Here is a 6,138-nt window from a genome sequence, read left to right as displayed (position 1 = left end):
ATGGCCGGTGGGCCCGACTCCGGGGGCTTCACCGGTGCCGCGGGCGAACACCACCTGCACGTCCGGACACTGCGCGGCGGCGGAGGGGAGGAGGGAGCCGGTGATGGCCGACGCGCTGAGGCCGGACGCGGCTACTACTGCTGGACCGAGAAAACGAGCTATTTGACGTGCGATCATGCCGCAATTGTGCCCAGAGAAGCTTCCCGCTAAACAGGTCAAACCCGGGAAATTACTGCGAATTCACACAACACCGTCCACCCCGCGGTATCCGGGCCGAGATGGCTTGCGCGCGTCGGTCATCCGGCTGCGCGGCGCCCACCGCCGCGGGGCCCGCGCCGGCGAACGGCGCAACGGCGGGGCGAGGCGCACCGGCGAACCGCGATGTGGTCTGCTAGCTATGACGAGTCGAGTGCACGGTGAAGCCATCCGCCGATCCTCGACATCCGGCTCGAGTGGATGCAGCGGCGATGTTGAACGTGATAGTGCAGGCCCTCAACAAGGTCACGGACCACGTGGCCAATCCGGCGCGAGTATCGGATCCCGACAGGTTGCGCAGCGCCGTCACCGGTAAGACCGCGCTGGTTACCGGCGCCTCCTACGGGATCGGTGAGGCGACGGCGCGCCGGTTGGCCGCCGGGGGAGCCACCGTGCTGGCGGTCGCCCGGTCCGAGGAGCGCCTGGCCGACCTGGCGGCGTCGATCAACGCCGCGGGCGGACGCGCGATCGCGTACCCGACCGACCTCACCGACGAAGCCGCCGTCAGCGCGCTGACCAAGGAGATCACCGAGGAGCACGGCGCGCTGGACATCGTGGTCAGCAACGCCGGAAAGTCGTTGCGCCGCTCGCTGCATCACCAATACGACCGGCCGCACGACTTTCAGCGCACCATCGACATCAACTATCTCGGGCCCATCCGGCTGCTGCTGGGGCTGCTGCCGGCCATGCGCGAAAGCGGCCGCGGGCACGTCGTCAACGTGTCCAGCGTCGGCGTGCGCGTCGTGCCGGGGCCGCAGTGGGGCGCGTACCAGGCGTCGAAAGGCGCCTTCGACCGCTGGCTGCGCAGCGTCGCCCCGGAGCTGCACGCCGACGGCGTCGACGTCACCTCCGTCTACTTCGCGCTGGTGCGCACCCGGATGATCGAACCCACGCCCGTCCTGGGCCGGCTCCCGGGCATGTCGGCGGACCAAGCAGCCGACGCGATCGCCAAAGCGGTGATCGAGCGACCGCGCAGCAACGAACCGCCCTGGATGTTGCCCGCCGAGGTGGCGTCCGTGCTGTTGGCCGGCCCGGCCGAACGCGCCGCCCGGCTGTGGTACCGGCGGTTCTTTTCCGATTCCGGCGGCCCGGAGGCCCGGCGATGAGCAACGAGGGCGTGGCCGGCACCGCGGCGCGGGCGTTGCTGCGATCGCGACTGCTGACGCCGCCGTCGCCCCTGGCGACCCTGCGGGTGCTCCGCGAGGCGCGGCGGGGCGGCACCAACCCGTACACGCTGCTGGCGGTGACGGCGACCCGCTGGCCCAACCGGGCGGCGATCGTCGACGACGATGGCGCTTGGGATTACCGCGAGCTGCGGTCCGCGACCGACTCGCTGGCGCGCCGGTTGTCCCGCGACGGTGTCGGACCCGGCGACGCCGTGGGCGTCATGTGCCGCAATGGACGCGGTTTCATCGCCGGCGTCTTCGCCACCGCAATGGTGGGTGCCGACGTGGTCCTGGTCAATACGGAGTTCCGCAGCGACGCCCTGGCGTCCGCGGTGAGCGCCCACCGGATCACCGCGATGATCGCCGACCACGAGTTCGGCGAGCGGGTCCGCGCCGCCGACGAATCAGTCACCCTGATCGACCCGGCGACGGCCACCACGGAGGAGGGCGACGAGCGGCCCGACGTGGCCGCACCGGGCCGGATCATCCTGCTCACGTCCGGCACCACCGGCACCCCCAAGGGGGTGCCCCGCTCGCCGCAGCTGCGTTCGGCGGTGGGCGTGTGGGTGACGATCCTCGACCGCACCGGCCTGCGCACCGGTTCGCGGATCTCGGTGGCAATGCCCATGTTTCACGGGCTGGGGCTGGGCATGCTGATGCTCACCGTGGCCCTGGGCGGCACGGTGCTCACCCATCGTCACTTCGACGCCGAGGCGGCGCTCGCGCAGGCGTCGCTGCATCGCGCCGACGCGTTCACCGCGGTGCCGGTGGTGCTCGCGCGCATCCTCGCCCTGCCCGACCGGGTGCGTACGCGCAACCCGGTGCCGTACCTGCGGGTCGTGATGTCGAGCGGGGACCGGCTCGACCCGACCCTCGGCCAGCGGTTCATGGACGCCTACGGCGACATCCTCTACAACGGTTACGGTTCCACCGAGGTCGGCATCGGCGCCCTGGCGACACCGGCCGAGTTGCGCGAAGCGCCGGAGACCGTCGGGCGACCGGTCGCCGGCTGCCCGGTGCGCATCCTCGACAAGAACGGCAGGCCCGTCGGCCCGCGCGTCACCGGCCGCATCTTCGTCGGCGGCGAGCTGGCGAGCGAGGGCTACACCGGCGGCGGGGCCAAGACGGTGATCGACGGCATGACCAGCACCGGCGACATGGGCTACCTCGACAACGAAGGCCGGCTCTACATCGTCGGCCGCGAGGACGACATGATCATCTCCGGCGGCGAGAACGTCTACCCGCGCGCGGTCGAGAACGCGCTCGCCCAGCACCCCGCCATCGCCGACAACGCGGTCATCGGCGTTCCCGACGAGAAATTCGGCCACCGACTGGCCGCGTTCGTGGTCTTGCGGCCGGGCAGCGACACCGATGAGGAGGCACTGCGGGAGTACCTCAAGGGCAAGGTCTCCCGATTCGAGCAGCCCCGCGACATCAACCTCGTGGCCACCATTCCGCGCAATCCGGCCGGCAAGGTCGTGCGCAAGGAGCTGTCCGGCTAGCGGCGAAAGCCTCAGTCCTGCTTCGGTTCCAGCGCGGCCACCCGCTGCGCCAGCCAGTTGGGCGCCAGCACCGAGACGACGGTGGCGCCCGCGGTGGCACTGATGACGCCGGTCCAGGCGACGGGGCCCAACGGTGTGCAGCCGAAGAAGTGGCTGACGCCGGGGGTTTGGACGATGGCTACCAGGACGCCCGCGCTGCCCAGCGCCGTGCCCAGCACCAGCGGGCTGTGGCGGCGCGTCAGCAGGGTCTGCGCGAGCTGGGTGGTCACCAGCGCGGTGAGCCCCATGGTCGAGGTGCGGCGTTCGGTGCCCGGAGTCCAGCGTCCGATGGCCCAGGCCGCCGTCGCACCCGCGGCCGTGACGGCGCCCCGGGTGACGATCTGCCGCATCAGCGGCGCGTCGAGGGAGGGCGAGGGCCCGGAGAGCGTCGCCAGCTGGAACGCGCGATGCAGCTCCTCGGCATCGCGGTCGACGCCGTCCTCGGCCTCTTCGGGCTCGGGGTATTGCGGGGTGACCGCGACCGCGAGCGCGGGGAACATGTCGGTGAGCAGGTTCACCAGCAGCAACTGGCGGGTGCCCACCGGCGCCCTGCCGGTGCCCAGCGCGGTCCCGATGAGGGTGAACAGCACTTCGCCGACGTTGCCGCCGACCAGAATGCTCACGGCGTCGCGTACCCCGCCCCACATCCCGCGGCCCTCGACCAGCGCGTCGAGCAGCACACCCAGATCGTTGTCGGTCAACACGATGTCGGCGGCGCCGCGGGCGGCGGACGAACCGCGACCGCTCACCCCGATGCCCACGTCGGCGATCCGGATGGCGGCCGCGTCGTTGGCCCCGTCGCCGACCATGGCGACCGCCTGCCCGCAGTCCTGCAGCGCCGCGACGATCTGCACCTTCTGCTCGGGGCTGACGCGGGCGAAGACCTGGACGTCGGCGGCGACCTTGGCGCGGTCCTCCTCACCGAAGGCGGCGAGTTCGGCGCCGGTGATCTCCCGCGCGTCCGCGGGCAACCCGAGTTGCCGGGCGATCGCCCGGGCGGTCACCGGGTGGTCGCCGGTGATCAGCACGACCCGCCGGCCGGCCTGCACCAGCGCCTCGATCAGCGGCCGCGCCGACGCGCGGGCCGTGTCGGCCAGGCCGACGTAGCCGATCAGCTCGAGGTCGTGCGCCGCGACGTCCACGGCGTCGACGTCGGTGTCCTCCTCGCTGGTCCCGTGCTCCCACCGGCGCTGGGCCACCGCCAGCACGCGCAGCCCCTGCTCGGCCAGGCGCAACACCAACGACTCCGCGTGGGCGGGGCCGGCGTCCGCATCGGCGAAGCGGCAGCGCGGCAAAACCTCCTCCGGCGCGCCTTTGAGCATCAGCATCGGCCCGCCGTTTCCACCGGTCACTCCGATCGCGGCCGAATACCCGCGGCTGGATTCGAAGGGCACCTCCGCGAGCACGGTCCAATCCGAGGCCCATTGCGCGTCAACGGAATTCGCGGCGTTGAGGATCGCCTCGTCGGTGGCGTGCGCGTGGCCGCCCCCATTGTGCGGCTGGGTGCTGCTGCGCGCGGCGGCCCGCAACACCGCGGCGGACTCCGGCGCGCTGACTTCGGGGAATGCGCCGTCCGCGCTCGCGTCGTGCGGGACACCGCGGACGACGCGCAAACGGTTCTCGGTGAGCGTGCCGGTCTTGTCGAAACACACCGTTTCGACCCGGCCCAGGGCCTCGACCGCCCGCGGCGTGCGGACGAGGACGCCGCGGCGCGACAACCGCTGGGCGGCGGCCAGCTGGGCCAGGGTGGCCACCAGGGGCAGCCCCTCGGGGACGGCGGCCACGGCGATGGCCACCCCGTCCGCGACGGCCTGCCGCAGGGATCCCTGATGCAGCAGGGCCAACGCGGTCACCGCGGCGCCGCCGGCCAGGGTCAGTGGCAGGACCTTGCTGGTCAACTCCCGCAACCGGGCCTGCACCCCGGCCGCCGACTCGACGTCGGCGATGGCCGAGATCGCGCGCTGCGCGGCGGTGCCCGCACCGGTCGCCACGACGATCGCCCGGGCGTGCCCCGCCACGATGGTGCTGCCCTCGAACAGCATGCTGGCGCGGTCGGAGTCGGCGACGGCGACCGGCTCGACCTGCTTGTCCACCGGCAGCGACTCGCCGGTCAGGAAGGACTCGTCGACCTCGAGGTCCTCGGCCACCAGCAGGCGCGCGTCCGCCGGCACGACCTCCGGGGCGGCCAGGTCGATGATGTCGCCGGGCCGCAGCGATTTCGCGCTCACCGACACCGTCCGCTCGACGGTCCGGGCGGCCTCCAGCCGGCGGTGCGCGGTGGCGACCGTGGGCAACACCACGCGCCGGGCGTACTGGTCCTGCTCGGCGAAGAGCTCGGCGACCGCGGCCTCGGCCCGCAACCGCTGGACGCCACCGGCGACCGCGTTCGCGGTCATCACGCCCGCCACCAGCAGCGCGTCGACGCTGCTGCCGACGATCGCCGAGGCCGCCGCACCCACGGCCAGGATGGGCGTCAGCGGGTCGGCCAGCTCGGCGCGCGTCGCGGTGAGCAGCCGCCCCACGCGGCTCGCCGGCCCGCGCAGCGGCGCGACCACCGGGTTGTAGGACAGGTCGTCGAGGAGCTGCCGCCAGGGCGCGACGCCGGGCTCGACGGCCAGGGGGCGGGTGCGGCTGGCCAGCCGGGAGTAGACGATCTCCGGGTCCAGGGCATGCCACGCGGTCAGCGGCTGGGGTGTCGGGTCGGCCAGCCGAAGCACCCGCGAGGCGGCGAAGCTGCCCTGCATCAGCGCGGCCGCGGCGGCGGCGTTCACCGGGTTGAGCCAGCGCTGCACGGCGAACGGGCTCAGGGTGCGCGGGTCGCCGGTGACCAGCAACAGCCCCGCCAGGGTGCTGCCGCCCTTGGCCAGGCGCACCGCCGACTCCGTCGCCTCCCGGGCCACCGGCAGCGCCGAAAGGATGCGCACCGCGGCGGCCAGGTCCGTGCCGGTGATGATGTCCGCCGTCCAGGGCGTCGCGGCCTGGGGGTCGTCGAGCGCGACGCCGACGTCGGCGATGGCCAACGCGGCCAAGGTGTCGGTCGATGCGAAGTCGCGGTGCAGCGCGGTGATCAGCAGCACCGGCCCGCGATCCGTGCGCAGGTCGCGCACCGGACCGGTGCACGGGTGGTGTTGCGCCACGTCGCCGGCACCGAGGACCTGACCGCCAGCGTCGCCGTC

Annotated in this window: 3 protein-coding genes and 1 pseudogene; 2 read left to right on the top strand and 2 right to left on the bottom strand. The window is 73.0% G+C overall.

What is annotated here, in order from left to right; genetic code table 11:
• Positions 1-177 (bottom strand): annotated as a pseudogene (locus A9X03_RS28615) (cutinase family protein); the annotation flags it as partial.
• Between the two features lie 290 nt (positions 178-467).
• On the opposite strand from A9X03_RS28615, the gene A9X03_RS18285 reads away from it, so the two are divergent.
• Both A9X03_RS18285 and A9X03_RS18280 read left to right on the top strand, forming a co-directional pair.
• A complete protein-coding gene (locus A9X03_RS18285) occupies positions 468-1,361 on the top strand; it encodes an SDR family NAD(P)-dependent oxidoreductase (protein WP_068262269.1) in 894 nt (297 codons plus the stop codon).
• Positions 1,358-2,923 carry an AMP-binding protein gene (locus A9X03_RS18280; protein ID WP_068262267.1) on the top strand — a complete coding sequence of 522 codons (1,566 nt, stop codon included), beginning with the start codon at positions 1,358-1,360 and terminating at the stop codon, positions 2,921-2,923. Before A9X03_RS18285 ends, A9X03_RS18280 begins: the two co-directional genes overlap by 4 nt.
• Positions 2,924-2,934: 11 nt before the next feature.
• Here the strand turns inward: A9X03_RS18280 and A9X03_RS18275 are convergent.
• Positions 2,935-6,138 (bottom strand): cation-translocating P-type ATPase (locus A9X03_RS18275; protein WP_156746595.1); only part of this gene is annotated, 3,204 nt, incomplete at its 5' end.

The sequence above is a fragment of the Mycobacterium sp. E1715 genome (assembly GCF_001667625.1).
Classification (GTDB): Bacteria; Actinomycetota; Actinomycetes; order Mycobacteriales; family Mycobacteriaceae; genus Mycobacterium.
This window is presented reverse-complemented; position numbering and strand designations above follow the sequence as displayed.